This is a genomic window from Desulfosporosinus lacus DSM 15449 (assembly GCF_900129935.1).
GTDB lineage: Bacteria > Bacillota > Desulfitobacteriia > Desulfitobacteriales > Desulfitobacteriaceae > Desulfosporosinus > Desulfosporosinus lacus.
In genome coordinates, this window is the sequence record NZ_FQXJ01000022.1 from 1 (window position 1) to 26,993 (window position 26,993).

A 26,993-nucleotide genomic window follows, 5' to 3' on the forward strand; every position below is an offset into this window, starting at 1 on the left:
AAGCAGGACTTTGGAAGTTTGTTGCTTAATGGTGTTGATTTCAGCCGCGATAACGAGCGGCGTGCGTTCAGCAATTGAGTTATTCATGTTGTCTGCCCGTCCTTTTTATAACTTTATTTATAAAATATGTGGCCGGGCCAGGGAAGGTGAAGATTTTAGACCATACAGATGGCCTATTGATGCCCCTTGCTGATTTTCAAAGTCACTATGGATAATCGTCTTAATTTGGTGTACCCATAACAAATTGATCGCATTTAGTGCGGCAATCAGCCAATTCCAAGGGGATGAACGCATGTCCAATTGTAGAAAATTACAGCAAACGCGGATTGGTGGAAAGCATTAATCTGAGTTCTTATAAGTGTATCAAAGCAAAAGAGTGACCAACTTGCGAGTGGTACTCTTTTGCTTTTTAAATTTGATGATGATTAAAAAGGCAGGGAATTTATCTATGGGATATTTTGGATTACCCATTGTAACAATCCTTTATTTCTCAAGTCCCTTCTATGTAAATAAATCTTGGCATTGTGAATCGTCCACATTCGGAAAGAACAAGGTTTATGGGAAACATTGGGTGACATCACAACCAGTGAGATAATGTTATAAAAGTTTAAATTTAAAATTTGAAGTGAGGTATGTGGACTGTCTTTTATAGTTAGAACTCCGGATGATGTTTATAAATTTGCACTTCCCCTGTATGATTATCTCAGGCAGAATGGGCATATTTATGAGGAATTATAGTTAAGTTAGGCGAGAAGTGGCGGCCAAGAGGCCGCCTTTCTTTTTTTGTTCCACCTAAGCTTGCGGCGGGTCTTATAAGTCGTTGGTCGTGGTTCCAACAACCTTATATCCCGCTTTCCGGTCAGCTCATCGCTGGACGTAAGGAATACATTCTTCTGAATGATCGTGTCCATAACAGCCTCGGCTTCAGCCTTATCCAGGTCTTCCCTCGGATCAGGGATGGTGATGGAAAACGTATTGCCGCCGGCAGTTGTAAACGTTGACCTTCTACTACCAACTGAAGAAATCTTTGATTGAAAAGAAACTAGTTGTTTAAAGGAAAGAAATCAGGCCGCCTCGTTTCAATGAGGCGGCCTGAACCCTGGAATAGTCAGGGATAAGTTTCATCCTTTTGTCTGGAAGATTATGCTATAATACTTGTAACAGGTTGTCGTGGGACGGTTAGCCACACCCTTTTAGAAAGGGGGTGGTCGGATGATCTCAATGGTTGAGGCGATGTATTTAATGATTGCATTTGCTACACTCGTTGTTATGATCATAAAGATGAAATAACCGCCCCCGGCCAGGATGGCGGCTATTTCTTATAACCTCTAATTCGGGCTAACCGTTTGGTTAGACAACCTGCCGGGCTGGCGTGCTTCCAACACGTCAGTCCTTTTATAATATTATACCCATGGATTGTAAAATATGCAACCAGCTCACATAGGGTAAAAACTGAAGGAAGGTAAAAAAATACAGTCAGTTCTTTTTTGCTTGCCTTTCTTAAGTCGTCTTTAAGGCCTTGATGATAGCCAGAAGATGTTCTAATTGGCTGCCGTTTGGGGGCCTTCGGCCAAACTTCTCACGGAAGATCAGCAATTGGCTAAATCCTACGCGGAGAAACTATATTAGTTTTTTTCATGATGAAAGGTGGACATTGAAAATGGAATCATCACTCTTCGAACAAATTTATAATCTAGAAGATAGGCTGTTACAACCTGAGATTCGTGGATCTAGAGAGGAAATTTCATTGCTTCTAGCTGACGACTTTGTTGAGTTTGGAGTTTCCGGGCGCACATTCGACAAATTACAAGTTGTTGAGGAATTACCTCATTCTCCTGCAGTTCCAGTGATTATTGAGGATTTTCAAGTGAAAGTCTTAGCGCCGGATGTGGTACTAGCTACCTATCGGGCAGTTAAATCCAATGAATCTAGAGAAGAAATGAGGAATTCATTGCGCAGTTCAATTTGGAAGTTCATCGATGGAAGGTGGCAAATGGTCTTTCATCAAGGAACCAGAACAATGGAGTTCTGAATATATAAAACAAACGGAAAATATGAATTGCATGTAATGCTTCGAAATAAGAATGGGTTAATAGAATTTATCGTTTCTGCTGAACACATATCATTTGAGCAGGATCTCAACTTTGGCTCCATGATGGTCCTACCAAGAACTTTTAGAGTATTATAAACCGAAGGTGTTACTCGGACTGATGGCAACGCCTGAGAGAGCGGACGGACGAAGCATCTATACTTATTTCCAGGGCAGGGTTGCTGCTGAAATCCGCTTATGGGAAGCCATAGAACGGAAATTGCTCAGTCCCTTTCATTATTTTGGTGTGACAGATAATGTTGACCTCAGTCAGGTTCAACGGGTTGCTGGGAATATCTAATTACTAGTTTAAAGGCCTTAATGCCTATGGTATAATATGGCTATAGGTGCGAGCTTAATGGCCGACTCTAATTATAATATCAGGGTACCATGAAGTGTGAGTTAGGACGGAGAGAAATGTGAAAGAGCTTATCAATCTTAAGATCGATTACGCCTTTAAGCTTATTTTCGGCAAAGAGGGGAATGAAGCAATTCTCATTGCATTTCTTAATGCTGCGCTGATGTTGCCACAGAAAAGTAGGATTGAAGGAATAACGATTAAGAATCCGGAATTGAACAAAGAATACCATGACGATAAGAAGTCTATTCTTGATGTTCGTGCTGTGACGATTGAAGGAATGCAGATTAACATAGAAATCCAATTAAGCAATCAATACGACATAGAGAAACGCTCGCTGTATTATTGGGCGCAAATGTACTCCAGGCAGATGCGTGAAGGGATGGCCTACAAGGAACTGGCGAAGGCGGTCACAATCAACATTTTAGATTTTAACTATTTGAATCAGACGAAGAACTACCACAGTGTATTTCATCTTTACGAAGACGAAGAGAGATTCCAACTTACGGAAGCCTTAGAAATGCACTTCATGGAATTGCCAAAATTGGTCTCCAAGTGGCGACGAAGAGAGGTTAGCCCTTGGGAGAATGGTTTAGTTCGATGGTTATTGCTTCTGGAGGGTTCAGAAAATCAGGAAATTTTAAAAACACTGGAGGAGATTGCAATGCAAGATCCCATTTTGCACCAGGCCATAGCTGCTTGGGAAAAATCAAGTGATGATCCCAATGTGAGAGAAGAGTACTTTGCGAGACGCAAGGCAGTTTTAGATGAGAAGGCGGCCGTCAGAGAAGCAGAACTCCGTTTGAGGGAAGCAATCCAGAAGGGAATGGCAGAAGGTAGGGCAGAAGGTAGGGCAGAAGGTAGAGCAGAAGGAAAGGCAGAAGTTGCGAAGAATCTTCTGGACTTGGGAATGGAGATTTCTAAGGTGGCTAAAGCAACAGGTATGACGGAAGACGAAGTTAAAGTCCTAAAAGATTGAGACTACTGATCGAGGGGGGGCTGCCCCCTATAGGCGGCCCTAGGAACACCGGTGCCTGTCGAATCAGAAAAAGCTATCCCCTACACTATAAAAGTGTGGGGCGATTTTTTTTGTGCCAGTTAGAAAGTATAAATTTCGGGTGGCATAAGTGATAACGTCACAATTGAGGAATTGGGATTATAACTGGCGAGGACAAGGACCTGATTCCATATTGGAGAGTGGGGCAAGTGGCTGGAGGAGACGGTGGATTTCTCCCAGAGCAGGGCCAATAAACTGATGCGTATCTTCAAAGAGTACGGAGCCGAACAGCTTACTTCCTCAAATTCGGATCCGGATCCGAATTTGAACTACAGCCAGGCAGTACTTCTTTTAGGGATCCCAAAGGAGGAACGGGCGCAATTCATCCTTGATATGGATATCGAGGGAATGACCAAACAGGAACTCAGGCAAGCGGTCAATGAACGGACGCAGACCCGGCAAGAAAAAGACCAGGCCCTGCAGGAGAATGCAGACCTCCAGAAATCAGTGGAAGACCAAAGAGGTATCATCACCGAGCTACTACGGAGCTTGCCAATCTAAAGGTCCAATTGGAGAACGTCAAGGATGAAAACGAACTTCATTAATACGTCGCTCAAGGTCAGGGCCAACCATATCGCCTTCCTCTGTGAAAACTTGGATAAAACCATTAAGGAAGTAAAGCATGAGCTGCTCCAAATCGCCCCCAATGACAAGGAGGCGTATATCACTTATAAGAATAAAGTTTACGATCGTTTGAATGTGTGACTTAAGGACGAGACGTGGAGCAGGCAAGCAAGAAATGCAGACTTGAACGACGAAACCCTGAAAATGACCAGAGATATGAGATATGAGCAAATTTGTGAATGTGGATATGACTGTTTTTGGGAACGAGCAAAGACCCCCGATTTCTCGAAGATCTTATTTGCCAAGCTATTTTGTACCGGTCTCTTCTAAATTTTCAATATCTGAGAAAATATCTAATCTCATACTTGTGTTGTCTCTTTTATATTTCTCATTAAGTTTAAATCCTTGTTTTAAGTAGAAGTCAACAACACTAGGATTGTTCTTAGTATCTGCGTCTACAGTAATAAATCGGCATGCAACTCCGATTTCCCTCAAATCCTCAGTTATACCTCTAGCTAATTCAACCATTATAGATCCGATGCCCTTATATTTCTTTTTATAATTTATATCAACGGCTAACTTACCAATCTTCACTGAAGGTATTGCTTCAAAATTAACAAACCCAATCTTATGTACATCTTTTTCTGAATTAGAAAGCTTGATTGAGTCAGTCGACAGCGACATAAATGCAATAACATCAGCGTTTTCTTTATTAATTAAGAGATGAAGTTTTGAAATTTCAGCTTCCTGCAATCCCAATGCTTCATCTCTTAAAAATTCGTTATACTCTTCAAATTCACAAACAAAATCACTCAATCTATAACCTTTAGACAAATCAACCAATTTAATCATGTCTTGCAAATTATATATATTTTGCAACATCAAATTTACTTCCTTAATTTTTTAACTAGATCTGAAGCCCTTTTATTTTTAATAATAGCATTAGGAGAGGGCTTACTCATCAGCTCTTTTATCACATCTTGAGCGTAATGACCTTCTATGACAGTTGCTTTTATAGGACTTGCTTTTACGGCATGCATATGTCTATTCCCTCCTCTAAAGAATTTAATTACTTTATTTGCCTTGATCTCTGTATCAATACCGATCTTCTTGTCCATATCATATCACCTTCCAAATGCTGTTTCAATACTGTATGGTTAGTTTTACCAACTTAGAAGGAGATAGTCATATGGATGTAGTATTAATATACCGGAATGTCATAATAGGCTATGATGCTATGTTTGACTTCGACAATTTCTCTATTGGTCGGAATATATTTGCGGTCACAATAATTCGTGGCTCTAGAGAGGAAATTTCATTGCTTCTAGCTGACGACTTTGTTGAATTTGGAGTTTCCAGGCGCACATTAGATAAATTACAAGTTGTCGAGGAATTACCTCATTCTCCTGCAGCTCCAGTGATTATTGAGGATTTTCAAGTGAAAGTCTTAGCGCCGGATGTGGTACTAGCTACCTATCGGGCAGTTAAGACCAATGAATCTAGAGAAGAAATGAGGAATTCATTGCGCAGTTCAATTTGGAAGTTCCTCGATGGCAGGTGGCAAATGGTCTTTCATCATGACACCCGAGCTCAGAATAACCACAACCCTCATTTATGCTGGCCTGGATGTTGGCTATTGAAGCTCTGATTTTTATGATATACTAATTTATACTAAATTTTGGGAAGGTGTTTTTATATGAAGTGGAATGAGGTAAGAAATATTTATCCCAATCAGTTTGTAAAGTTTGAAGTCTTGAAATCACATATTGAAAATGACAAGGAGTATGTGGATGAAATAGCCGTAATTGGGCCTATAGCGGATGATAAAGCAACGCGTGAGCTTTTGGAATCTAAGGATAATGTTTTGATTTATCATACTGCAAATGAAGTAGCAGTGATAAAGTTGAGAACGAGAATTGGATTGAGGAGAGCATTAAGGAATGCGCATTGAATATAGAAATGGATTGCTTTTTACTAATATTAAAATTACATATAGAGGGAAAACGAAGCAAATAAGCAATGTTGTAATAGATACAGGTGCCTCACATTCTCTGTTAACCCAAGATTGTGTTGATGAAATAGGTATACTAGTAAGTGGTGAGGATGAAATTGTTACCTCTTATGGCATAGGGGGGAAAGAACATTCTTTTGTAAAGAAAGTGGACAAAGTTGAGGTCGGAGAATATTGCCTTAATAATTGTTCCTTGGATTTTACAAGCTACATTTACGAAGATATTAATGGACTTTTAGGATTGGATATGCTGCTAAATGCTGGGTTTATCATTGATCTAGAAAAGTTAAACATGTACCTGCAAATTTGATGTTGCAGGATATTTTTTTATAATGTACCTTTCCTTTGGAGCAATCTGATTATATCGAAAGAGGAATCTTAACCCACATAATGATGACGTTCATGAAAAGACCAACTGTACCTTAACTTGGACCCACATATTAATGTCTATGCCAGATGGTATGTTTTTTTAGAGCATAACTCAACTCAACAAAAAGAATCAGTGAAGAGAATGTAAAATCAGCAAAATTTATTAGTTTACGAGAAGTAAGCGGCTTGGGTAATCCAAAGGGGGCTGTGGAGTATGCAGCAACAATAGATTTTAAATTTAAAAAAGACATAACCTCTAACAGCGGGAAGCAAACCAGATTTATTATTCTAAAAAAGGAATCGGATAAAAGCAGTTGGAGGATTGATAGTGAAGGAACAGAGCCCCTGGAGTTTAACCTTTGGCTAGGAACAAATCAGGCCGCCTCGTTTTTAGAGGCGGCCTGAACCCTGTGAATAGTCAGGGGGGGTGGCAGGGTGATCTCAATGGTTGAGGCACTGCCGGGCTGGCGTGCTGGCAACACGTCAGCCCTTTTCTTAGATTATACCCAGAGATTGTTAATATGCAACCGGCTCACATATAGGTAAGACCGGAGGAAGATAACAAAAGGATGGGCATTTAGATATTCGCAGATATAAAAAATGAAGGAGTAATTGAATTAATTTAGGGAGAGGTAAATGTTATTGCCTGCCTCCGTAAAGAGTTTTTAATTCTTCTTCTTTCAGCGTATAACTGTGCTGGTCGCCAGGGAAAAGCTTGTTTCTTACTTCACTTACATATGTCCGTAAGCCCTCAGTCATTAGTTCATCCGAATTTGCATAGGATTTGACAAATTTGGGAACTCGATTCACGCCATAAGTGAGAATGTCATGGTAAACAAGAACTTGTCCGTCGGTATGGACACCTGCCCCGATTCCGATAGTAGGAATTGATAAGGACGTTGATATTTCCTGGGCAAGCTGTTGAGGAATACATTCAAGAACAATTGCAAAGGCTCCTGCTTCCTGGCAGCGTTTTACATCTTCTAACATTTTCTTGGCGGCTTCGGCATCTTTGCCCTGCACTTTAAATCCGCCGAGAACAGCAGCGGATTGCGGCGTAAGCCCCAGATGGGATACCACAGGTATACCTGCTTTGACAAGTGCTTTTATATGCGGGAGTACTTCATCAGCCCCTTCCACTTTCACTGCATTAGCTCCTGTTTCCTGAATAAGCCTTGCACCGTTTAAAAGTGTATCTCTGACTGAAAGGTGATAGCTCATAAATGGCATATCTACGACGATGAAGGTATTGGGAGCCCCGCGTCTGACCGCTTTAGCGTGATGAAGCATATCTTCCATTGTTACATAAATTGTTGAGTCATAACCCAGCACAACATTGCCCAGAGAGTCACCAACAAGAATCACGTCCGCCTGAGCTTGCTCAACCTGCTTGGCTGAGGGATAATCGTAGGCTGTAACCATTACAATTTTCTTGCTCTGATTTTTCAGTTCCCAGAAGTCTTTGGTGGATTTCATTGTTTTTCCTCCTTTTTTCAGGAGAGGTGACAAAACAAGCTTGGCATCAAAAAAAGTCCCTTTAGCAGAAGGGACTTTTCAAACATAGAATTGTTTTATCCCTCTGTCCCGGTCCGCGATGGATACAGGCAGTATTTAAATGATTCCTATGAAGAGGTGCAGTTCTAATGATACTGCCCAAATTAAGTATATCAGATCACATCTAAGGTGGCTAGAGTAAGCCTTTCGGATTTGATCTATTGGTAGTCTCAGAGTCGGACGACGGTGGAATCTCTGACAGGGCAGAGGTATCTTGTCTAATTGGCTGCCGTTTAGTTTTTAGTTAATTCCTCCCGTTTTCCGCTTCGATTTTGGCTCTCAGGCTTATGTTCCTCACGGTCTCAAGGTCGTCGAACTTAATTAAGTAGGCAGCTTTCTCACGGTTGATTCCGATGACTTCGCCGGCGCCCATGATGCCGTGTACGATACGGTCGCCGGGTCGAAAAGTAAACTCAGAAGACTTCGCTTCTATTAGCTTCTCGCTGCTGCCGATATGCCAATTTGATTCCTTGACCAGACCTTCATCAAGTTCTGCCGTGTAAACAAGCAGGTCCTTGTCTACATTGAAAATGAAACGGGAGGGATACCGATAGGAGCCGTCCAAGTTCCGTCCTTCCGCATCAGTCAGGTACAAAGCTTTTTCCGCACGGGTGAAGGCAACAAAGGCCAGCCGCCGCTCTTCTTCCATGGCTTCAAGCGTCGCGGTCTTTTTAGAGGGGAACACGCCTTCCCCAAGACCGCAAAGAAAGACATAGGGAAACTCCAGGCCCTTTGCTGTATGGATGGTCATCAGTTTAACCGTATTTTTGTTGGCAGCTGTATCAGTATTGGTCAGCAGCCCTATATGAGACAAATAGTTTTCTAAGGTGTTTTCCTCTCCGCTTGTGGTCTCGTATTCATAAACCGATTGTTTGAGCTCTGCCAAATTGTCCAGCCGCTCCTGACTTCCTTCCGTCCGGAGCATTGCCTCATAGCCGCTTTGGTCAAGGAGCGAATTGAACAAGTCGGAAATCGGCACATTCTGATAACCTGCGGAAAAACTCTCGATTAAATCGAGAAACCCCTTGGCCTTCGTGCCCTTAAAAATTTCCTGGTCGATGGTTCTTTCGAGAGCGCTGTAAAGGGAGCATTGATTTTGGGCGGCATAATCTTTCAAAAATTTCATGCGCCGCAGGCCGATATTGCGTTTAGGCACGTTAGCAACCCGCAGGAAGGACAGATCGTCCTTATAGACAATCAGCCGGAGATAAGAGAGAGTATCCTTGATCTCCATCCGGCCAAAAAATTGTACACCGCTATAGATGGTGTAGGGGAGCTTTTCTTTCAGAAATACTTCCTCCAGCGTACGGGAGATGAAATGGGCGCGATAGAGGATTGTCACGTCGCTCAGCTTTACGCCCTGAGCAACCAGTTCCTGGATGTGAAGGGCGATCCATTTGGCCTCCTCCTCCGCTGTTTTGGCATGATGGTAAACAACCGGAGCCCCGCCCGGCAACATAGGAAGCAAGACCTTGTTGATGCGGTTTTTGTTGTTTCCGATTAAAGAATTAGCTGCAGCGAGAATCTGCGGTGTCGAGCGATAATTCTCCATCATCATGATGGTGCGGACCTGGGGGAATTCCTGGTCAAAGTCCAGTAAATATTTCAGCTTGGCACCGCGCCAGGTGTAGATCGTCTGATCCGGGTCGCCTACGATAAAAAGGTTTTTGTGATAATCACACAGCACCTTCATCAGCCGATACTGCAGCTCGTCAATATCTTGATACTCGTCGATCATGATGTATTCCAGCCGCTGCTGCCACTTCAGCCGGACACTTTCGTCCACGCTGAAGATGTGAAGTACATATTTAATCAGGTCGTTGTAGTCCAGGCCGAAACATTTTTTTTCCTGATACAGGTATCCCCAGAAGATGATGTCCTCCGCTTCTGCGGCATTCAGATACTTGAGGTGCAGCTCTTCAAGGGAAAGAGAGACCATAAATTTGTAGTACTCCGGATCTTTAAACAACTTGCGGATTTCGATCATGTCTCTCGCTTTAGAGAAGGTCATATGCCGCAAGGTGAGGCCGCGTTCTTCATAAATGATCTTCAGCATGTCGTTGATATCAGAATTGTCAAGGACAAGAAAGCTTTTCGGATAGTGGACAGCGTTGATGTCCTCCTGCAAAACAGTCACACAGAAGCTGTGAAACGTGCTGATATAGCCGGTATCGTTGTCGCCACAGAGCCGGCGGATGCGATGCTTCATCTCATGGGCTGATTTATTGGTAAATGTGACGCAGAGGATGTTGGACGGCATAATGCCAATCTCATTGACAAGATAGGCAAACCGATGCGACAGTGCGCGGGTCTTACCCGACCCAGCACCCGCAATTACGCGTATGAAGCCTTCCGTGGCAGTTACTGCTTGTCGCTGCTGTTCATTAAGTCCCGCCAAGATGTCACTCATCCTGTTAGTCACCACTTTCTTCAACTAAATTCAATAATAGGTTTGTTTAACCAGGGCAAGCATCCAAGATTAAGCTTGACCATCGAACGTGCGTTTGCTATTTTTATTATACATTACTTTGTTATTTTTTTAAAACAGTGGAACTTTTTAACCCCATTGTGAATCCTAAGTACTGAAATGCATTTCAAATTGAAATAGTTGAGGTGAGGATCAAAGCGTGAAAAAAGATCTGATTGGGAGGGCTCGGCAGGGTGACCTTGACTCTTGGGAAGAATTAATCCGGGAAATCTATCCCCAGGCTTCCAAACAGGCTTTCTGCCTGCTGAGAGATAAAGATCTGGCCCAGGACGCCGTACAAAACACGATGCTGAAGGTTTTTAATAACCTGTCTGGCTTAAAAGATGAGGTTGCTTTTACCGGTTGGTGGCGGCGGATATTAACCAATGAAGTGTACCTGTTGCTGCGTTTCAGCAGCAGGGTAATGCCGGGGATAACAGCTGAACTGCTGAACACCGGGGAACTGCCTGTCGAGGAGGCTGTCACGCTGAGGTTGGAAATGGGGCAGGCGATTAAAAGGCTTCCTCTGGAACAACAGCAAATCCTGCTTGACATTGATCTAAGAGGATTGAATTTACGGGAAGCTGCGGAAGAATACAATCTTCCATTGGGAACAGTCAAGTCCCGGTTATTTCGGGCCCGGGTCCGTCTGCAGGAGACCCTGAAAGATTATAGAAAAAAGCCAAAGGAGCGAGTAGACATGATGCTAGAGTCATCAGATATAAAGGACCGAATTTGCGACTATTTGGAAGGAACCATGGAAGCAGCGGACAGAAAGGCCTTTGAACAAGAACTGTCGCAAAACCCTGCATGGCAACAGGAGATGAAAAAGCAGAAAGACTTTTTGACATTCTTGCATTCCCTGACCGGTAAAATAACTCTTTCTGTGGCCGAGATTAAGGATAAGGTGCAGGCGGTGATAGAGAAAACAGAGGATTACGAGGAAATCGTGGATGCTACGTCCTTTGAGCAGGGAAAACCGACGACCATGACCTCCCATATCTGGTTCAAGAAGCCTGATTGCTATCGGACAGACGGGGACAGTGGGGCAACCGGGCCCATAACGGTCATTATGAAAGACGGAATGATGCTGAGTTGGCTTGCCGATAAGCGCCAAGTCAGAAAACTCATCTTAAGCCAGGAGTACAGAGAACGCGGCAACTTTAATTTTCCGGACAGCCTCAAGGCCATGGCCGAGAATAAATCCAGCCGGATCTTAGGTACGGAATACCTGCAAGGTCGGCCGGTTCTTCATGTGCAATTCAGTGAAGAAGTTCCCGGGCTGGGGGAAATGAATACTCATCACTGGATGGACAAAGAAACCTGGATGCCGATACGAACGGAATATTATAATGTCAAAGGAGAGCTGGTAAACCGCCGGGAAGTGAGGGAGCTTCGCCTCAATCAGGGACTGCCTGATTCCCTGTTTGAACTGGATCTTCCTGAAGGGGTAACTATTGAGGAGGAGAACACTCAAGTCCTCAATCTTCCTCAGGATATAACTCTGACTGAGGCAGCAGAGCGTTTTGATCAAGTACCCTATTTTTTGCCTGGTCAGAATTATAAGATCAAACACCAATGGATTGAAGTAAAAGAGGGTAAAGGTGCTCTGCTCAGTATGTATTTCGTCCTCGGTGAGCAGAACCCGCTGTTGATTGTTACCCAAGGGCCGGTTCCGCATACCAATCTACCTCCAAATGCTAGCCAAGAACCCGTAGAACTTGAGTTTGACGGCAGGAAAGCAACCGGAGGACTCACCAAGATCGATTTAGCGGGTGTGAAATACATGCTCGATTGGCAGGTCAATGGTTACTATTATACCTGCGGCGGGCAGCTGGAAAAGGCTGAATTGCTCAAAATCCCCGGAAAATTGACGCGGGCAGAATAAAACTTTAGAGAAGGCGACACCAGTAGATCGAGCCGCCCATGTGGTTATTTCTTATAATCTCTAATTCGGGCTAACGGTTTCGTTAGACAATCTGCCGGGCTGGCGTCATAAGAGCGGATTCACGAGAGGATTGAATTAAAGCCAGGGTTTTGGGGGTAAATAAATGCATTATATAAGTATTGTTTAAGTTGGAGGATTTATGATTATAGGTGACAAATCGGAATTTGCAATTGAATACGAATTAGCTTCGGATTATGGTGGCGTATGGATGTTTGGAGGAATTTGTTATTTTATTAAAGGCAAGCAAATAGGTGATTATGAGCTAGGCACTTCATTGAGGGATGTAATGTTCCATCTACACAATATGATTCGTGATAATGGAAAACGAATACATGAGGAACTGTTTCACTTGAGTAAGTTCGAGTTATTTAATAGATTAAATGATGTTCTATACGGTTACAAAGATTCCGAGTACGAAGAGGTCGGACTTCAGGAAATGTGGGCACGTTTCGATATAGTTCCGCGTGTCGACATTTTTGATGAAAGTAAAGTCTTTTTGGTAGAGGATAAGAATCAGTCACGAATTGTCTTTAGAGAAGGTATTAGCCAAGGACTTAGAGGGATCAATGAGGCTTACATCAACAAGGGAGAATTCGATAGGGTAATTTGTGAAACTTACAAGCAACTTGACAATATATATGATTTAGAACTTATGAAACAACCGTAAAACGTGAGTTAAAAGTTCTGTATCATCGGCCGTACCCGCGGCTCCCTTGTTACGGAAATAAACGAGGGCTTTACTACTTTACCGAATAATTGCCATATCCGACTGGAAAGACTGGCTATAAGCCTCAACAGGAAGTTTTTTATGTCATTGATGAAATCTCTGAGTTCGGGCAATTAGCGAAAGTAGCACCGGATACAAATCTTGAGTTTGTGCTGTATCAAGGGGAACAAGCAAAATTAGATGAATTAGTCTTAGAAGAAGAAGCCGCGGGATATTTTGTCTTGAACCAAGCCTTTCTAAAAACAGGTCAAGTTCAAGTTCACAGTGCTGAAAAAAGAGTCATGTTTAAGGAGCTACAAGGTTTATTAAGTAATTTATTACAAGGATTAAGGGTTCAAGAAATAGGAATAGAACGGGAGCAGGTCGCCTACTTAACCTCGACCGCCCTTCTGTCATCAGTTCAAATCGGTGGTGAGAGCAGTGGAGATCAACCCAACCGAATTGGTGTATCAATAGCCCTAGCAGGAATCGTTCTGTTTTTGATTTTCACGTCAGGCGCCATGCTTTTGCAAAGTGCCTTACAAGAGAAACAGAATCGAATGGCAGAGATCATCCTTTCCTCGGTAAGCTCGGATAACTTAATGCAAGGAAAGATTATCGGTCACTTTCTCTTGGGAATTTTCCAACTGGCGCTTTGGCTTTCTATTGGATTGTCGGCAGCTTGGTATTTTCTGGATATGCCCATCTTGGCAATGATTTCTCTGGGTCAATTACCAATCTTGATATTCTTTGCCTTAACGGGTTATCTGCTATTTGCTGCGCTTTTTGTGGGCATTGGTTCAACTATGACCGATATGCAAAGTGCCAGTAATACCCAAGGCATGGTCTTTATGTTACCCATGCTGGGATTTATATTTGTTGGTCCGGTGATTTCGAACCCCAATGGTCTGGCGGCTCAAATAGGTACCTTTTTCCCTTTAACCAGCCCGACCATTACTATACTGCGACTTGGTTTAGCGGAGGTTCCTACCTGGGAACTTGTTGTTGCGGCAATCATCTTATTAGTGACGACATTATTGGTGATTAAAGCTGCCGCTAAATTATTTCGAGTAGGGATGCTAATGTATGGAAAATCAGCCAGTGTAGCCGAGATGTGGAAATGGATGCGCTATTAAGTTGCCCACAATCCTCGAGGAGCCGCGTAAGAGTACAGCTTTACTTGGTTCCAGTTAATAAAGGGAAACTATAATTCCTGCGTTATATGTTTTACCGCTTAAGTAATGGAGGCTTTCGCGTGTTGATGCGAAAGCCTCCATTACTTTACTTATCTCAAATAACTAAGCGCAATTTTTCCGTCTGTGTTTTTTGGAGGCCAGGCGCTTTGCAGAGCAGTTCTTCGACACAAATTAACTTTCCAAATGAAATATATGAGCTTGGTGGGATTATTCAATTTTTTATAGTGACTCTTAAGAAGGGTTGATTCTTCAATGCAACAGGTGTATATTGCTGTTAGTTGCCATTGTGGTAAATATGCCGACCGCCGTGTGTAGTTCTGGTCTTCTTACTTACGGAAATATTTACCTGTTCATGGTATAATGGTATCGTCCAATTGATAAATGTCTGGCTTCCGTGGCTAGTGAGTCACAGTTAATGATTATATAAGTTTTGTAACTATATGCAGAACAAAGTTATCCTGAATAAAGGAGAGTGTTATTATGCCAGTACCCCAAGAAGAAAGACAATACACGTATGCAGACTACCTAGCTTGGCCTGAAGATGAAAGAGTAGAAATTATTGATGGTGTTCCCTATATGCATGCAACCCCTTCACCGGAGCATCAGGAGATATCAATGAATTTATCTACTCAGATTTCAGTCTACTTAAAGGGAAAACCTTGTAAAGTTTATGCAGCACCATTCTCTGTTAGGTTACCTAAGGGTGACGAAAAGAGAGATGAAGACATAAAGAATGTTTTTGAGCCTGACATTACCATTGTATGTGATAAATCTAAAATTGATAAACAAGGCTGTAAAGGTATACCTGACTTGATAATTGAAATAATTTCTCCATCCTCGATAAAACATGACAGGGTTACCAAGTTTAATCAGTATGAGAAAGCTGGAGTGGTAGAATACTGGATTGTAGAGCCAGAAGGTAAGCTTGTAAGTGTATTCTTATTGCAAAGCAACGATAGGTATGGCAGGCCAGAAATCTACACAGAAGAGGAAAAAATTACCGTATCAATATTTCCAGATTTAACGGTAGATCTGAGTGCGGTGTTCCCTTCTATATAAGAAAAAAGAGTAAATATATAAACAAAAAAAGAAGAGCAGCTTACCCATAAGTGGTAAACTGCTCTTCTAAAACGTTTGGATTCTTGGCTTTCTACTATTGATGGATGTGCAGTTCGTACTTTTTGATGTTTTTGGACATCGCCTGAGTAAGCAGAGGGCAGAAACGACCAAAAAAATGCTAAACGATGTTGCGCCAAAGACAGAGGTTCTTTTTTTACGGAGACCTGTCATTAATGGAAGATGTCCGGCGGATTGGAAAAGAGATTAAACTACAAGAGGTTCCTCTGCGCTATACGGGAAAACTAAACTCCTGAATATTATGTTTACTGGAGAACTGGCACTTCAATTGTCTGGAACGGGAGTCACTGTTAATGCATTAAATCCAGGGTTTAATGTGACCGGTCTCGGACGTGAGCTCTGGTTTGCTTCTGCTCTAGAACGAATTTTGAAATTTTTGCATATCGGAGATCCACGTAAAGGAGCTGAGATTATTATTCGTTTAGTTGTGGAGTCACAATATCAAGGAGTGACCGGCGACTATTTTAATGTTGGAACTGGCTAGTCTATTATTCCTGCATACCCTGGCAGAGATATTACAATGCAAAATAAACTCTGGAATGAAACTAAAGAATTGTTGCAACGTAGAGGTTATATAGAATGAGCATCAACTCCTTTTTGATTGAAATGGACCCATAAATGGAATATATAATAGGAAAGTATTTTTATGATAAGGAGAAATAAAATGGATTTATCACCGGAAAAACGTGAAGAACTACTCGGAACTTTAAAAGTACGTTTTGAGAAAAACATGAATCGTCATGAAGGAATTGAATGGGCTAAAGTACAAGCAAAGATAGAAGATAATTCAGAAAAACTATGGTCGCTCAATGAAATGGAAAGAACAGGCGGTGAACCGGATGTTCTTGGTCGTGATACAAAGACCGGCCAATACATTTTTTATGATTGTTCTGAAGAAAGTCCTAAAGGCCGCAGAAGCCTTTGTTATGACCATGAGGCTTTGGAGTCAAGGAAAGAAAATAGACCAAAAAACAACGTTATTGATATGGCTGCTGCTATGGGCATCGAGCTTTTAACAGAGGAAGAATACCGGAACTTTCAGAAACATGGAAAGTACGACACTAAGACATCGAGTTGGATAAGAACGCCTTCTGATATTAGAAAGCTCGGTGGTGCCATCTTTGCGGATTTCCGTTACGGCAATGTCTTCGTGTATCACAACGGTGCAGAATCATACTATGCCGCAAGAGGGTTCCGTGGCTTGTTGAGGGTCTGAATTTGGAGTACCCGGAAGAAATAGATAGGTAGCAGCGCTGTGAGGAACAGAGCCCTTGAAGTTTAACGTTTGGCAAGGAACAAATCAGGCCGCCTCGTTGTTTGGAGGCGGCCTGAACTTTATTTTACAGCTACTGGCAACAGTTTAAATGTTGCAAAAAGATTAGGACTTGAGTCACCGAATAGTGCCTTAGCAATCATAGCCGAGGTTTCATACTGGTCATAACCTCCAAAACGTCGGATGTTTGCCTCTGGGAAAAGGTCTTGGATTTGTGCCTCCAGGTTCGAGAACTCGTCTTATCTCGGTGATTGTTTTCTGATTATCAGTATAAGGGTTGACCAGTAAAAGCGGAGCATTATCCAGCACTCCGAGGCTTGCTCCGGCTAAAGCATCCGGAAAATTATAACCGGTGGCTAACAGTACGGCATCTGCGCTGTGAGTAACTGGAAAGGTTTTCCAAGACGGAATTCGCTTTTCGCTTGGAAAACCTAGTGACTTGGGGATATATTTTTCAATTGTAATTTGGGCGGGAGTGCCAGCAATGCCGAGGTTTACCAGCTTTTCATGAATTTTCTCGAGAGAAAGCAACGGATTTTCCTATGAATCCTTTTGATCAGGGCTATGGTAGCGGGAGGAATTTTAGGTCTGTCGGCTGTGTCGGGTTTTTTCTTTGTCTCTGTGTCCAGGGTGATTTTTCATTTTCGTCAGAATAAGACCTAAAAAGGTCTTAAAAACTATTTCTTTAACAAATAGGCTTCGCCCAAAAAATTAATAAATTGCTCCATTTCAACTTTTGGATTGAAAGACGGATCAGTTTGGGATTCCCAGTTTCTAAAGTGGAGATCCATTCTGCCCACGGCTACCTACTTAACCAATTTTTCTCCCCCTTGAGCAACAAGCGAACCGATGAGTATGGTGGAACTATTCATAATCGCCTTCGCCTCCATCTGCAGATTATCGCAGCAGTCAAAGCTGTTGTGGGCAACGATTTCCCACTACTCTTACGGTTAGGGGCTTGCGATTATAAGGAAGGCGGCATCACGATTGAAGATAGCCAGATAGCGGCTAAAGAATTCGAGAAAGCAGGCATCACCATTCTCGATATTTCCGGTAGTTTCTTAGGTTATAAATCTCCGGGGAGTTCTGAGCAAGGCTATTTCTCCCCTCTGACAGAAGCGATTAAAAAGGTCGTATCCATCCCAGTCATTCTAACTGGCGGCATTACTGACCCCCAAGCGGCTGAGAAATCGCTGTTAGCAGAAAAAGCTGACCTCATCGGCGTCGGTCGCGCGGTACAACAGGATTCTCAATGGGCGAAACAGGCAATCGAAACATTGCGATGAGCATTAAGTATTGCAAAACCAAAAGTCCAATATCCCTGTGAACACAGCCTTAGCTGATGCTTTAGCGAAATTTAAACAGGACCAATAACAAAACGAGGATATGATATAATGAAGAAAATAGATTTAAAATTAAGATAGGAAACCAAATATGGGGGATGGTATTTTGAAAATCATTGATGCCCATTTGCATTTTTCTTGTCGCCCTGGATTTAATGAAACGGCGAAAAATATATCACAAGTAGAATTTAGTGCTCAAGGGCTAAGACAAGAGTTTGAACAAGCAGGTGTTGTAGCTGGAATCATCATGTCAACGCCCAGTCGGGAGCCCAACCAACCTTCGGGAAGTCCGGATGAATTTGTTTTGGCAGATGGGACTGTAGAAGGTTTACTTTCTTGTATAGGCGTCAATCCTGAAAGGCTTAAGGAAGATCATAAAGAACTTGATTATATTGAAGGAGAACTTAAAAAAAGGGGAGTGACAGGGATTAAACTCTATCCCGGTTATTTTCCATATTACGTGTATGATTCGATTTATGATCCCATCTATGAGCTTGCTCGCAAATACCAAGTTCCCGTGGCGATTCATTGTGGGGATACACAATCCCCAAAAGGGCTTTTAAAATATTCCCATCCGTTAACCATTGATGAGTTAGCTGTAAAACAAGAGGACGTTACGTTTGTGATCTGTCATATGGGCGTCCCGTGGATGATTGATGCAGCAGAGGTCACCGCCAAGAATCATAATGTTTACACAGACTTATCCGGACTCATCGCAGGGAATAAAGAGCACGTGATGAAAATCAAAGATAAAAGGCTTTACGTCGAGTATATACAACAAGCCTTAGTCATTTCGAATTGCTATAATAAAGTTCTATTTGGATCAGATTGGCCACTTGTACCTATTAAGCCTTATGTAGAATTTATCAAGCATGTTATACCTGAAGAGTATCACGAAGCTGTATTTTATCGAAATGTGCTTAGGGTTTATCCCAAACTTAATGAAATTTTGTAAGAGAATGCTACATAGAACAACAAGCCACCGTTCATGGACGGTGGCTTGAATAGTTTAAGTGAGGCTATATCTTTTGAAGCTCAGATCCATCTTGTTTCATCATATATACCGATGGATCCATTGACATGACAGATAATCCTCTTGTGAAAAACACCCAATCACCTACAATCGTTATAGCCGATACTTCATCCTTATCCGTGATTTTTGTCCGACCGGTACCATCAAGTTTAACTTTGTAAAGTTTGTACCCATCTGTTTTATTGCTGTAGTAGATCCAGCTATTATGCACATTTAAAGCTCCGGCAGCATCACTGGTAACTTCCCTTTTTTCCGTACCGTCGATATTTGTGGTGTATATTTTTCCATTGTTATAAGTGATATAGAAAAGCTTATTGTCACTGATGCTAAAGGATTTTACATTATCATCAACGATCAACGTTTCTTCTGTCCCATCCATAGTTGCTCTGTAAATTGGATTAGGACCCATTGCTGATGCCATCTGATAATAGATATAACCGGAGTTTATAAAGACGTTTCTGGAATTATTCAAAATTTGCTTTGAAGCCATAAAGCCATCGCCGTCGATGAAGAGGCCCCCGTCATTGGCATAGTATATTTGTTTAGCGTCCGCGAAGACATAAGGCATAGCTGCAGACGAAATAAGATTAGGTTTAGGGGAGTCCTCACTTAGGACCTTTTTGTATAATCCAACAACATTTGAGAAGTAAATGGAATCGCCTATGGCACTCAGATGTTCTGAACTATCGTCCAGAACTTTAGTTGCTTCTGAGCCATCAGGTTTCATTTTATATAATAGAGAATTATTTTGACCGCTCCGGTAATATATCCATCCATTACTTGCGGCAGCTAGTCCGGAGTTATGCAGGTTACTTTGAATATTACCGGGATCGAGGACGCGTCTGGACTTAAGTGTGTTAAAGACAGACTCGGAAACGACGCTTGTACCACCCAGGACAACGACGGTCTTCTTTGAAAGGGAGTTGAGGTAGATCAAGCTTACTTTCTCAGGAATCTCGTTGGGTTTTACTAAAACGATAGGGGATTGGGTCGAGCCGGCAATTACTGAGCCGGAGAGGGCATCTGGAAAATTTGTTCCGGTTGCCACAAAAAGATTAGGACTTGAGTCGCCGAATAGTGCCTTAGCAATCATAGCTGAGGTTTCATACTGGTCATAACCGCCAAAACGTCGGATGTTCGACTCTGGGAAAAGGTTCTGGATTTGTGCCTCCAACCCAGCACTCACCGCACCTACGCCGCCAACAATGGTGACTTCCGTCGGCTTGACGTCTTTAAGATAAGATAGACTTTCGGCAGGGAGGTTGTTTTTCTCAACGAGAATCATTGGAATACCGTTTGCAGAAGCATAAGGGGAGATTGACAGAGCATCCGGAAAATTTTCGCCGGTGGCAATGATGACTTCTCCGCCTCCGGAAGGCTTGACTTGTTTAGCAACCTCTGCAGCTGTCCCGTAGTGGGTAATACCTGCCAGACGCTTAATATTATAGGGATGATAGGAATTATCGTTTAACTTGGCTTCAAGAGCCGAAGATACCACTGCTGTTCCACCAAGGATATAGATTGTGCCTCCAGGTTTTAGAACTCGTCTTATCTCGGTGATTGTTTTCTGATTATCAGTATAAGGGTTGACCAGTAAGAGCGGAGCATTTTCCAGCACTCCCAGGCTTGCTCCGGCTAAAGCATCCGGAAAATTATAACCGGTGGCTAACAGTACGGCATCTGCGCTGTGAGTAACAGGGAAGGTTTTTTGAGAAATAGCTATAGAAGTATCAATTAAGTCATAACCAGCAAGCCGCATATTGTCAGGAAGAAGGGAGTCCACTACAGGGCTGGGAGTTGTACGGTTATTGGCAGTGCCATCTCCCAAAATCCCGTGGTTAAAACCCCAGGTTAACATGGAGCCTTCAGTGGTTATGATGAGATAACTGCTTGGACCGGCGGCAATCCCTTGGACATTGGTTAGGTTGGGAACGTTAACAGGAGTTAAATTTAGGTGATAACCTAGATCTGTCGGCTGATCCATGGGTTTAGTGAAATCGATCCCCCAAACCCAAACCGTACCGTCTTGGCGTAAGGCGATTGTGTTACGAACTCCAGCAGAAATCGCTTTGACCTCAGTCAGCCCCGGAACTTGAATCGGACTAGTTCGAGAAGTTATCGTTCCATCCCCTAATTGACCGCTACGGTTTTCTCCCCAAGCCCAGACGGTACCATCGGCTTTAAGGGCAGCGAAATGATCATATCCTGCAGATACTGCAACAATGTCTGAGAGACTTTCAACTCTTTCAGGAGAAGAAATAGTGTCTCCCCATCTCCAAACAGATCCGTCATCAGTGAGGGCAAGAGCATGAGTTCCTTGGGCAGATACAGCGCTAATATTCGCCAGACTGGGAATTTGTACGGGTGTTATTGAAGATTTGGTGGTGCCATTGCCAAGCTCTCCACTGCTATTATTTCCCCAGGCCCAGACGGTTCCGTCACTTTTTAATGCCACAGTAAATAAAGTGCCGGCAGAAACCGCTTTTACGTCTGACAAACCGGTTACTTGGACAGGGAGATGGCTTTCGGTAAGGGTTCCGTTTCCTAATTCACCACTAAAGTTCGAACCCCAGGTAAAAACTTCACCGTCCTTTTGAAGAGCAACCGAATGTGCGGTACCGGAAGCAATGGCTTTAACATCTGCCAGTCCTGTAACTTTTACTCGATAGGGTATTGTATTTGTAGTGCCGTCTCCGATTTGTCCATTTTGATTGATTCCCCAACCCCAGACGGTTCCGTCTGAGTTAAGAGCCAGCATAGACTGTGAGCCACCGGATGCCGCGATGAAATTATTGGCAGCTCCATAGACTGGTTGTTCAGTAAATAGTGAAGATAACATAAAAACAATGATCATGAGTGCGAAGAATCCTTTATTCTTTTTCAAATAGTCACTCTCTCTTTCTATTGCAGCTTATTTTTGATCCGTAGGACAGGAGTTAATTCGTTTTAGCGAATGATATTTCCTTTTGGCAAAATAATCCTTGAGGATTCATCTGTTCAACAGGACTATTCCTGTTTATGGGAATCTGCTCAAATGCCAATTAAATCCATCTTGTTTCATCAAATAATACCGATGCAATTGACTGATTGACGCTACCCAGAACAAATTGAATGGTAGCCAATATTTCCGTTCAACGATTTGCATCGTGTGAGGAACAGAGTCCTTCAACTTGTAAAATATGCAACCAGTTCACATATGGCAAGGCAACAAAGAGGGAACGGGAACGATTACTTACTTCAGTAACGGTCAGCAATGCATGGAATCCTTTTCACATAGAATTGTCTGAGCTGAGTGTTATGGTTTACGCAGTGTAAGTTATGCAAGATTGATTATCAGCAGAAGGTCTGTGCTGATAGAGTATAATTTAAAGAATATTGTAAAAAGGTACAGTTGTTGGCAGGGTTTTTACAGAATTAAGGAGAATTCAGGCTATAGAAAGTGTTTGCAGTTTTACGAGTTATTAGAAATAGGATGCCAGATTATCCGCTCACTGATAATTTGGTGGTGGTGTAAGGGGAAGTAATAATGGATCCTAAAGAAGTACAAGTAAAAATTCTATTAGCAGGAAATCCACTTAAATATGCTTGCAAACAATTGGGAGTCTCCTCGATGGTGTATAGCAATTACTCCGAGGTGTTTGATGTGTCCATTGAGGAGGTCGTACATTATGTTAGGCAAAATGGCTTTCCCACCGGAACGTTCCTAACCAGAAATTCATATTTTGATGGAATTCGTTTCTACGAGGAAAACGGAAAATGGTATTTCCATTATCAAGAGAGAGGAAAAGTAACTGGCAAAATGGAGTTTGATACTTTTGAAGAGGCATTAGAACCAATAACACGTATTGTCTTACGAATGTCGGGTACAGGATTGTACTAGGAGAAATTAAACGACAAATTGAACCGTAATAGACTTCACTATGTCATCATTAAGTTTGTTATTTTTGACTTAGCCATGAAGAGTGCATTTGGTCTGGGGGAGATAAATGGAAAGAGTGCGAAAATTTAAGCCTGAAGATACTAAAGAAATTATTGGTGTTTATATTGATACATATGCTCAAGAACCTTGGAAAGAGGATTGGCATCCTGAAAGTGTTCGACAGAGAATTTCAGACTTAACAATAAGCCCAATATCAATTTGTTATGTTATATGTGATGAAAACGGTCTTATTGTTGGAGGATTATTTGGAAGAAGAAATATCTTTTTGGCGGCTAAAGAACTTTTTATTGACGAATTTTTTATATCTTCAAAACACCAAAGAAATGGCTACGGTAGCAAGTTAATGAACTTTGTAGGTATTGAACTCAAAAAGGAAGGTTATTCATGTTTGGTTCTAAATACTGAGCGTGGATATCCAAGTGTAATATTTTACAAAAACAATGGATTTAGGATAAAAGAAAGCAATATCTTCATGTATAAAAATATATAAGTTTGTATGCATTCTTTATATTTTATCTGTCAAATAGAACATTCGTTAAGACCCATATTTTGAACGTATCATTAAACCTTTTAATTCCAGTTATTCATTTCGTGTGACTTTAGAACTTGACTTTTATACTAAAACGGTCAAAAAGTATGGTCGGGCAAAAGACGTTCTAATAAATAATTCGGAAAAAACACATCATCTAAGGAGTTTTCTATGTCTAACATCCAACTCTACGAATCTATTATTAATAAAACTTTAGAGGAAACCCTTAATAAGTTAGAAGTTTTAAAGGGCGTTCATAAAGATAAGTTAGATCCTGTTAGCTCAGGGTCTATTTTAGCTGCGTACATACAAACTGTCCTCGAATCGGGGTTACGGCATTATAAAAAGCCTGAACATTTGTCATTTCAAATAGACGTGGTGAATCAAGTGATTGAACACCTCGGTGGGATTCTTAAAGATAAAGAACTCAGTCAGTTTCAGATTATCGAGGATCATTTATTAAGGGGAATTACCGAGAAACTACTTTCAAAGGATAGATTTAAGGAGCTTATGCCGGTGTCTTCCGTTGCTAGAAGTAGCTTGTTTACTGGTGGTGATCATGAACCGCCTGTTTATATGGAGCTAAAGCGAGAAATCGCATCGGCAGATCGGATTGATTTGTTGGTGTCATTCATCAAGCATAGCGGTCTAAGGCTGATTTATGATGATTTGGTAGAACATACGAAGACCAAAGTTTTACGCGTTATTACCACAAGCTATATGGGCGCGACGGATTTTAAGGCGGTGCAGCTATTGGCACAGCTTCCAAATACAGAGGTTCGAATTTCTTATGACACTAACCGCACACGGTTACATGCAAAGGCTTACTATTTTCATAGGGAATCGGGTTTTAGTACGGCATATATTGGCTCATCTAATCTTTCAAAGGCAGCACTTAGTGAGGGGACTGAGTGGAATCTTAAGATGTCTGAGTATTCCTCAGTCGAACTGATTCAAAAATACCGGATCACCTTTGAAACATACTGGAATATTGGGGAGTTTCAAAGCTTTGATCCGAAAAAACTTGAGGATGTCAAAAGACTCAAAGTAGCACTGGAGGAAGAGTCAAATAAACAAGATTCTGATAGTCCACAGTACTATTTTGATATTATACCCTATGCCTATCAACAGACTATTTTAGATCGTTTGCAAATTGAACGTGAGGTTTATGGGTCTTATCGGAACTTGATAGTAGCGGCTACGGGCACTGGGAAAACAGTCGTTGCGGCCTTTGATTTCAAGCGGTTTTATAAAGAAAAGCCAGGGGCGAAAGTTTTGTTCTTGGCGCATAGAGAGGAAATATTAAAACAAAGTTTGTCAGCTTTTAGAGGTGTTCTTAGGGATGCGAATTTTGGTGAGCTTTGGGTAGGTGGGTATCAACCTCAAGATTATCAGCATGTTTTTGCTTCGATTCAGACCCTTAATAGTAGTGGACAGTATTTGAAATTTGAGCCGGAACACTTTGATTACATAGTTTTAGACGAATCGCACCACGGCGCCGCCGGTTCTTATCGCAAGGTTCTTGAGCATTTTATGCCCCGGATTTTATTGGGTCTTACTGCGACGCCAGAGCGGATGGATGGTGTGGATATTCTAGCGGACTTTAATAATCGGATTGCCTATGAAATAAGGCTAAGAGAAGCCATTGATCGAAACTTGCTATGCCCTTTTCATTATTTTGGAGTCTCAGACGAGACGGATTTGAGTCAAATTAAATGGCAGAGTGGGCACTATGATCTTGCAGAACTCGGTATTAAATTCATTGGCAACGAGCAGCGTAATAGTGGGATTTTGAAGGCGATAGATCAGTATGTCATTTCGACTGTCAAGATGAAGGCGCTTGGCTTTTGTGTCACTAAGGACCATGCTCGTTATATGAGCCAAGTGTTTAATACGCGTGGTATCCCTGCGATGCATTTGGATGCCGATTCTTCCAAGGAAGAAAGGCAGATAGTTCAAGGCAAGCTACTCAAAGGTGAAATTAAGGTCATCTTTGTCGTGGATCTTTATAACGAAGGCGTCGATATTCCAGAAATCAACGTGGTCTTGTTCTTGAGACCAACTGAATCTGCTACGGTCTTTATCCAACAGTTGGGCAGGGGTCTGCGGCTTCATCCAGATAAGGAAGTTCTCACCGTTCTCGACTTTATAGGACAGGCGCATATGCAGTATGACTATCGTATTAAATTCCAAAGTCTCATCGGCCGTACCCGCGGCTCCCTTGTTACAGAGATAAACGAGGGCTTTACTACCTTACCGAATAATTGCCATATCCAACTGGAAAGACTGGCTAAAGAACGAATCTTGAAGAACGTTGAATCGGCGTATATTAATAGAAGAAAATTGCAGCTGTTAATGAAAGACTTTAGGGTAAATAGCGTTCTGGAGTGCACTTTTCTTAACTTTTTAAAACGCTACGATCTTGAGCCGCTTGAGGTTTACCGTTTTACCACCTTCTCGGAACTAGTAAATCAGGCTTATGTCATGGATTCTAGAAGTCCGCTCGCTAGCATTAAGTCTCTAAAAGGAGCGTTGGTTAGGGTGGCTAAGCTTAATGCTGTCGAGCTTTTGCAGTTTATCCAGAATTATTTTAATGGTCCGTTTGAACTGGTTAGGGAACGAGATATTCGTCTTGCAACGCAGTTTTACTATACTCTTTTCAACACGGAATGGCATGGCACCATTCAAGAGTTTATGCTCGGGGTTTATGAGTTTACTCACGAGATGATTGAAGAGATTCAAGATGTGGTCAGATACAACTTAGAACAGATAGACCATTTGCCTAAACAAGTTGCGATAGAAGCTGACATCCCACTTGAACTGCATGCGTCCTATTCAACACTCCACGTATTTGCAGCCGTTGGTGAGAATTCCATCAATTCAGTAAAAGCTTTCAGAGAAGGTGCCAAGTATTTCAGCGGTCATAACTTGGACGTTTTTTTTGTCACACTCAACAAGTCCGAAAAACACTATAAAGAGTCTACAAGATATGAAGATTACGCGATTAATGAAGAACTCTTTCACTGGCAATCTCAAAGTCGTACCTCAGACATTAGCCCAACTGGTCAGCGCTACATCACCATGCGCGAAAACGGATCACGAGTGCTCCTATTTGTCCGTGAAGAACGCTCAGACGCCTACGGCAACACTGAAGTTTACCGATTGCTAGGCCTGGCCAAATACGTCTCCCACCAAGGTTCCGCCCCCATCAGCATTACCTATAAGCTCGACGAAAAGATGCCCATGGAAATTTTAAAGACTTCGAACCAGATTGTTAAGATTGTATAAGCAATGGCAATATCTCAACGATTGGAGGGTTTAAATGTTAAGAGGCAAATCCGTCCATCAAGTCTTAATAAAGTAAATGATGCTTTGTGCTCCTGGGGATTTATCGGTTTAAGAATGACGCAGGTGGTTGG

The 26,993-nt window shown here is 42.1% G+C and carries 23 protein-coding genes and 4 pseudogenes; 19 read left to right on the forward strand and 8 right to left on the reverse strand.

The genetic code is table 11. The features are described from left to right. Window positions 1–87 (reverse strand): DUF3102 domain-containing protein (locus tag BUB11_RS21830; protein WP_143187693.1); only part of this gene is annotated, 87 nt, incomplete at its 3' end. Between the two features lie 723 nt (window positions 88–810). After that, window positions 811–1,025, reverse strand: a pseudogene (locus BUB11_RS21840) (DUF2922 domain-containing protein). Between the two features lie 635 nt (window positions 1,026–1,660). Between BUB11_RS21840 and BUB11_RS21845 the strand changes: the two are divergent. The 4 genes and pseudogenes from BUB11_RS21845 to BUB11_RS29130 all read left to right on the forward strand — a co-directional run. Next, entirely contained in the window at window positions 1,661–2,032 is a 372-nt protein-coding gene (locus BUB11_RS21845; RefSeq protein ID WP_073032249.1) for a nuclear transport factor 2 family protein, read from the forward strand. Between the two features lie 127 nt (window positions 2,033–2,159). Continuing rightward, a pseudogene (locus tag BUB11_RS21850) lies at window positions 2,160–2,369 on the forward strand (hypothetical protein); the annotation flags it as partial. A 139-nt stretch (window positions 2,370–2,508) separates the two neighbouring features. Further along, window positions 2,509–3,426 carry an Rpn family recombination-promoting nuclease/putative transposase gene (locus tag BUB11_RS21855; RefSeq protein WP_073032251.1) on the forward strand — a complete coding sequence of 306 codons (918 nt, stop codon included), beginning with the start codon at window positions 2,509–2,511 and terminating at the stop codon, window positions 3,424–3,426. A 213-nt stretch (window positions 3,427–3,639) separates the two neighbouring features. Next, window positions 3,640–4,209: pseudogene (locus BUB11_RS29130) on the forward strand (DUF3102 domain-containing protein); the annotation flags it as partial. A gap of 165 nt (window positions 4,210–4,374) precedes the next feature. Here BUB11_RS29130 and BUB11_RS21865 read toward each other — a convergent pair. Both BUB11_RS21865 and BUB11_RS21870 read right to left on the reverse strand, forming a co-directional pair. Then, window positions 4,375–4,950, reverse strand: a complete 576-nt coding sequence (locus tag BUB11_RS21865; protein WP_073032252.1) for a GNAT family protein — start codon at window positions 4,948–4,950, stop codon at window positions 4,375–4,377. A 5-nt stretch (window positions 4,951–4,955) separates the two neighbouring features. Then, complete coding sequence (locus tag BUB11_RS21870; protein ID WP_073032254.1) at window positions 4,956–5,186, reverse strand: hypothetical protein; 231 nt, start codon at window positions 5,184–5,186, stop codon at window positions 4,956–4,958. A 71-nt stretch (window positions 5,187–5,257) separates the two neighbouring features. On the opposite strand from BUB11_RS21870, the gene BUB11_RS21875 reads away from it, so the two are divergent. The 4 genes from BUB11_RS21875 to BUB11_RS21890 all read left to right on the forward strand — a co-directional run bounded on the left by BUB11_RS21875 (window position 5,258) and on the right by BUB11_RS21890 (window position 6,853). Then, the gene (locus BUB11_RS21875) at window positions 5,258–5,716 is read left to right on the forward strand and encodes a nuclear transport factor 2 family protein (protein WP_242947654.1); all 459 of its coding nucleotides are present in this window, start codon (window positions 5,258–5,260) and stop codon (window positions 5,714–5,716) included. Between the two features lie 48 nt (window positions 5,717–5,764). Continuing rightward, window positions 5,765–6,019, forward strand: coding sequence for a hypothetical protein (locus BUB11_RS21880; protein WP_073032256.1), 255 nt, complete (start codon window positions 5,765–5,767; stop codon window positions 6,017–6,019). Continuing rightward, window positions 6,009–6,389: a retropepsin-like aspartic protease gene (locus BUB11_RS21885; protein WP_073032257.1), complete on the forward strand. Its 381-nt coding sequence runs from the start codon at window positions 6,009–6,011 to the stop codon at window positions 6,387–6,389. The genes BUB11_RS21880 and BUB11_RS21885 overlap by 11 nt, the downstream gene beginning before the upstream one ends. A gap of 221 nt (window positions 6,390–6,610) precedes the next feature. Further along, window positions 6,611–6,853, forward strand: coding sequence for a DUF4829 domain-containing protein (locus BUB11_RS21890; RefSeq protein WP_427846328.1), 243 nt, complete (start codon window positions 6,611–6,613; stop codon window positions 6,851–6,853). Window positions 6,854–7,087: 234 nt separating this feature from the next. Here the strand turns inward: BUB11_RS21890 and panB are convergent, their stop codons facing one another. Next, window positions 7,088–7,924 carry a 3-methyl-2-oxobutanoate hydroxymethyltransferase gene (gene panB / locus BUB11_RS21895; protein WP_073032260.1) on the reverse strand — a complete coding sequence of 279 codons (837 nt, stop codon included), beginning with the start codon at window positions 7,922–7,924 and terminating at the stop codon, window positions 7,088–7,090. A gap of 322 nt (window positions 7,925–8,246) precedes the next feature. After that, a complete protein-coding gene (locus BUB11_RS21900; RefSeq protein ID WP_073032262.1) occupies window positions 8,247–10,412 on the reverse strand; it encodes an ATP-dependent helicase in 2,166 nt (721 codons plus the stop codon). A 217-nt stretch (window positions 10,413–10,629) separates the two neighbouring features. On the opposite strand from BUB11_RS21900, the gene BUB11_RS21905 reads away from it, so the two are divergent. The 6 genes from BUB11_RS21905 (at window position 10,630) to BUB11_RS21935 (ending at window position 16,672) form a co-directional block, all read left to right on the forward strand. Then, window positions 10,630–12,357, forward strand: a complete 1,728-nt coding sequence (locus tag BUB11_RS21905; RefSeq protein WP_073032264.1) for a sigma-70 family RNA polymerase sigma factor — start codon at window positions 10,630–10,632, stop codon at window positions 12,355–12,357. Window positions 12,358–12,556: 199 nt separating this feature from the next. Next, entirely contained in the window at window positions 12,557–13,084 is a 528-nt protein-coding gene (locus BUB11_RS21910; protein WP_073032266.1) for an Imm42 family immunity protein, read from the forward strand. An 89-nt stretch (window positions 13,085–13,173) separates the two neighbouring features. Next, on the forward strand, window positions 13,174–14,259 hold the full coding sequence (locus BUB11_RS21915; protein WP_073032268.1) for an ABC transporter permease: 1,086 nt from the start codon (window positions 13,174–13,176) through the stop codon (window positions 14,257–14,259). 540 nt (window positions 14,260–14,799) lie between these two features. After that, a complete protein-coding gene (locus BUB11_RS21925) occupies window positions 14,800–15,378 on the forward strand; it encodes a Uma2 family endonuclease (RefSeq protein WP_073032272.1) in 579 nt (192 codons plus the stop codon). A gap of 319 nt (window positions 15,379–15,697) precedes the next feature. Continuing rightward, window positions 15,698–15,940, forward strand: coding sequence for a Rossmann-fold NAD(P)-binding domain-containing protein (locus BUB11_RS28500; protein ID WP_242947656.1), 243 nt, complete (start codon window positions 15,698–15,700; stop codon window positions 15,938–15,940). A 180-nt stretch (window positions 15,941–16,120) separates the two neighbouring features. Beyond that, on the forward strand, window positions 16,121–16,672 hold the full coding sequence (locus BUB11_RS21935) for a DUF4256 domain-containing protein (protein ID WP_143187690.1): 552 nt from the start codon (window positions 16,121–16,123) through the stop codon (window positions 16,670–16,672). A gap of 219 nt (window positions 16,673–16,891) precedes the next feature. Here BUB11_RS21935 and BUB11_RS21940 read toward each other — a convergent pair whose 3' ends face one another. Continuing rightward, on the reverse strand, window positions 16,892–17,260 hold the full coding sequence (locus BUB11_RS21940; protein ID WP_073032276.1) for a cell wall-binding repeat-containing protein: 369 nt from the start codon (window positions 17,258–17,260) through the stop codon (window positions 16,892–16,894). Window positions 17,261–17,508: 248 nt separating this feature from the next. Between BUB11_RS21940 and BUB11_RS21945 the strand changes: the two are divergent. Then, a pseudogene (locus BUB11_RS21945) lies at window positions 17,509–18,015 on the forward strand (oxidoreductase); the annotation flags it as partial. A gap of 163 nt (window positions 18,016–18,178) precedes the next feature. Further along, window positions 18,179–19,027: an amidohydrolase family protein gene (locus BUB11_RS21950; RefSeq protein ID WP_073032347.1), complete on the forward strand. Its 849-nt coding sequence runs from the start codon at window positions 18,179–18,181 to the stop codon at window positions 19,025–19,027. A gap of 64 nt (window positions 19,028–19,091) precedes the next feature. On the opposite strand, the gene BUB11_RS21955 is transcribed toward BUB11_RS21950, so the two are convergent. Beyond that, window positions 19,092–21,989 (reverse strand): cell wall-binding repeat-containing protein, encoded by a 2,898-nt coding sequence (locus BUB11_RS21955; protein ID WP_073032279.1) that lies wholly within the window; start codon window positions 21,987–21,989, stop codon window positions 19,092–19,094. A 642-nt stretch (window positions 21,990–22,631) separates the two neighbouring features. Between BUB11_RS21955 and BUB11_RS21960 the strand changes: the two genes are divergently transcribed. The 3 genes from BUB11_RS21960 to BUB11_RS21970 all read left to right on the forward strand — a co-directional run bounded on the left by BUB11_RS21960 (window position 22,632) and on the right by BUB11_RS21970 (window position 26,862). Next, entirely contained in the window at window positions 22,632–22,985 is a 354-nt protein-coding gene (locus tag BUB11_RS21960; RefSeq protein WP_073032281.1) for a hypothetical protein, read from the forward strand. 106 nt (window positions 22,986–23,091) lie between these two features. Next, window positions 23,092–23,535, forward strand: a complete 444-nt coding sequence (locus tag BUB11_RS21965) for a GNAT family N-acetyltransferase (RefSeq protein ID WP_073032283.1) — start codon at window positions 23,092–23,094, stop codon at window positions 23,533–23,535. Window positions 23,536–23,745: 210 nt separating this feature from the next. Further along, complete coding sequence (locus BUB11_RS21970; RefSeq protein WP_073032285.1) at window positions 23,746–26,862, forward strand: DUF3427 domain-containing protein; 3,117 nt, start codon at window positions 23,746–23,748, stop codon at window positions 26,860–26,862. Window positions 26,863–26,993: the final 131 nt, after the last annotated feature.

What these genes read in the sequence shown, in the direction of transcription:
- BUB11_RS21845 (WP_073032249.1), top strand. Translation starts at nt 1,661, where the DNA reads ATGGAATCATCACTCTTCGAACAAATTTATAATCTAGAAGATAGGCTG.
- BUB11_RS21865 (WP_073032252.1), bottom strand. Translation starts at nt 4,950, where the DNA reads ATGTTGCAAAATATATATAATTTGCAAGACATGATTAAATTGGTTGAT.
- BUB11_RS21870 (WP_073032254.1), bottom strand. Translation starts at nt 5,186, where the DNA reads ATGGACAAGAAGATCGGTATTGATACAGAGATCAAGGCAAATAAAGTA.
- BUB11_RS21875 (WP_242947654.1), top strand. Translation starts at nt 5,258, where the DNA reads ATGGATGTAGTATTAATATACCGGAATGTCATAATAGGCTATGATGCT.
- BUB11_RS21880 (WP_073032256.1), top strand. Translation starts at nt 5,765, where the DNA reads ATGAAGTGGAATGAGGTAAGAAATATTTATCCCAATCAGTTTGTAAAG.
- BUB11_RS21885 (WP_073032257.1), top strand. Translation starts at nt 6,009, where the DNA reads ATGCGCATTGAATATAGAAATGGATTGCTTTTTACTAATATTAAAATT.
- panB (WP_073032260.1), bottom strand. Translation starts at nt 7,924, where the DNA reads ATGAAATCCACCAAAGACTTCTGGGAACTGAAAAATCAGAGCAAGAAA.
- BUB11_RS21900 (WP_073032262.1), bottom strand. Translation starts at nt 10,412, where the DNA reads ATGAGTGACATCTTGGCGGGACTTAATGAACAGCAGCGACAAGCAGTA.
- BUB11_RS21910 (WP_073032266.1), top strand. Translation starts at nt 12,557, where the DNA reads ATGATTATAGGTGACAAATCGGAATTTGCAATTGAATACGAATTAGCT.
- BUB11_RS21925 (WP_073032272.1), top strand. Translation starts at nt 14,800, where the DNA reads ATGCCAGTACCCCAAGAAGAAAGACAATACACGTATGCAGACTACCTA.
- BUB11_RS28500 (WP_242947656.1), top strand. Translation starts at nt 15,698, where the DNA reads ATGTTTACTGGAGAACTGGCACTTCAATTGTCTGGAACGGGAGTCACT.
- BUB11_RS21935 (WP_143187690.1), top strand. Translation starts at nt 16,121, where the DNA reads ATGGATTTATCACCGGAAAAACGTGAAGAACTACTCGGAACTTTAAAA.
- BUB11_RS21960 (WP_073032281.1), top strand. Translation starts at nt 22,632, where the DNA reads ATGGATCCTAAAGAAGTACAAGTAAAAATTCTATTAGCAGGAAATCCA.
- BUB11_RS21965 (WP_073032283.1), top strand. Translation starts at nt 23,092, where the DNA reads ATGGAAAGAGTGCGAAAATTTAAGCCTGAAGATACTAAAGAAATTATT.
- BUB11_RS21970 (WP_073032285.1), top strand. Translation starts at nt 23,746, where the DNA reads ATGTCTAACATCCAACTCTACGAATCTATTATTAATAAAACTTTAGAG.